We start from the raw sequence: 1,966 nt of genomic DNA on the forward strand, positions 1-1,966 counted from the left end.
TATTGTTAATTCTTTTCTCAACCTCAGCGGATCTTTCCGGTTGTTTTCACCCCTCTCATCACCGCCAACCGAAAGGTTGCCGGCTCTTCGAGTGTCGAAAACACCTCGGAAATATCTCGCTGATGTTAAGAAAAAATAAGTCAAGACGAGTTCACTTACTTAAAACTATAGGCTAATGAGACTTGACGGGAGAAGAAGCAGCTCGAATGTGGATGACCGGCGCGGGCGGCGCACAGGGCTTGTTGCCGGTGCCGGAGGCATCGGCGGATTGATTATCACCGCTTTGATTATTTGGATTTCCGGTGGAAATCCATTGTCTGTGCTGAATAATGCAGGTTCGATTACCGGTAATCAGGTGGCGCAGAATTATGTGCCTACGGAGCAGGAGGAACGTTATGCCGAGTTCGCTAAAGTTATTCTTGCGGGCACGGAAGATGTGTGGACAGAGGAATTTCGTAAGATAGGACGAACTTATGAGCCTCCGAAAATGGTGCTGTTCACCGGTTCTGTAAATTCCGGTTGTGGCAATGCCACGTCGGCAGTCGGTCCCTTCTACTGTTCTGCAGACAAGACACTGTATATTGACTTATCTTTTTTTGAGCAGATGGAGAAACAGATGGGTGCCGGAGGAGATTTCGCTTTTGCCTATGTCATAGCGCATGAGGTCGGTCATCATGTTCAGAATCTTTTGGGAACTCTTGACCAGGCGCATGAGGAGATGGCGAGGTTGCCGGAGGCGGAATCCAACAAACTCAGCGTCCGCACGGAACTGCAGGCAGATTATTATGCCGGAGTGTGGGCATATCATGACAACCGGCTTTTCAACAGTCTCGAACCCGGTGATATTGAAGAAGGATTGAATGCCGCCTCGAAAATCGGAGACGACTATCTTCAGAAGCAGGCGCAGGGGTATGCTGTTCCCGAGACTTTCAATCACGGACGTTCCGACCAGCGCGTGCGCTGGCTTGAGCTCGGTGCCCGCACGGGAGATCTCTCCCGTGGTGACACCTTCACACCCTCGTACAACTCCTTATAAATTTAGTTTTATGTTCCAAGTTTTTTTTGCCAAATCCCCGTTTGTCGCTCTGTCCAAACCAATTATATTTTATTTGTACTCCAACCACATAAAACCACGTAACAACCACTTTTATATTTATTCTTAAACATTTTATATCTTTAAGAGTGGTTGTTACGTGGTTGTGAATGGTTGGAATTTTTTATGTGTTGGCTTGTCGCAGAGAGAAATCGGATTTTTAATTATGGATATCCGGCATCGCGGATCCCATTATGCTATGGCATAGTGGGAGAGACGCGGATGAGGCGGATGAGGTGCGGATTTATTGTCCGCGTCCTGCCTGAACACCGTAAGGTGAGAGGGAATCCGCGATGCTTCAAATTCTTAATATGCATCCATTTAGATTGCTATACCGTACATTTTTTTGCAGGCTGGCTCAGCGACTTGGCAGGAGCTACCTATTACTTTTCTTCTGCTTTAGAATTTTAGGCAGGTAGACATAATAATATAATTTTAAAATGAAAATAACTAAATTTGTTTGCGCGGCTATGGTCTGCTGTGCGTTGACGGTTGGATTCAGTTCCTGTAGTAAGGATGATGGCCCGAATGATGTAAATAAACGTAAATGGGTTCTGGCCTCTATCAGTTGCCATTCGTCTGGAATATACGGTGATAGTGGCTCATGGAGTGTGGATATTGATGATGAGTTCAGTTATGATTCGGAAGGTAGGGTAGTAGAGGATGGAGATGAAGAAGTAACATATAGATATTTTTCGGATCAAATCCAAAATAGTGATGGAGAAAAATTCTCATTAGATGGAAATGGGAATATTGCTAATTAGGGTGTTCAGTTCTATGTTCCAAAATTAACTCGCATTATTGAGTGTCCTGGAACGCAGAACCACCCGATTCGGAGATAGATTCTCCTTGGCCCAGAGATCTATATCCTTG

Annotated in this window: 2 protein-coding genes; both read left to right on the forward strand. The window is 45.4% G+C overall.

Annotated features, from left to right (window positions below):
* The first annotated feature begins 175 nt into the window (after window positions 1-175).
* Window positions 176-1,036 carry a neutral zinc metallopeptidase gene (locus JX312_RS12910; RefSeq protein ID WP_204458330.1) on the forward strand — a complete coding sequence of 287 codons (861 nt, stop codon included), beginning with the start codon at window positions 176-178 and terminating at the stop codon, window positions 1,034-1,036.
* Between the two features lie 497 nt (window positions 1,037-1,533).
* Complete coding sequence (locus JX312_RS12915; RefSeq protein WP_204458331.1) at window positions 1,534-1,857, forward strand: hypothetical protein; 324 nt, start codon at window positions 1,534-1,536, stop codon at window positions 1,855-1,857.
* Window positions 1,858-1,966: the final 109 nt, after the last annotated feature.

Source organism: Barnesiella sp. CU968, assembly GCF_905219685.1.
Classification (GTDB): domain Bacteria; phylum Bacteroidota; class Bacteroidia; order Bacteroidales; family Muribaculaceae; genus Lepagella; species Lepagella muris_A.

Coding starts and splice junctions, on each gene's coding strand:
- JX312_RS12915 (WP_204458331.1), top strand. CDS start 1,534: ATGAAAATAACTAAATTTGTTTGCGCGGCTATGGTCTGCTGTGCGTTG.
- JX312_RS12910 (WP_204458330.1), top strand. CDS start 176: ATGAGACTTGACGGGAGAAGAAGCAGCTCGAATGTGGATGACCGGCGC.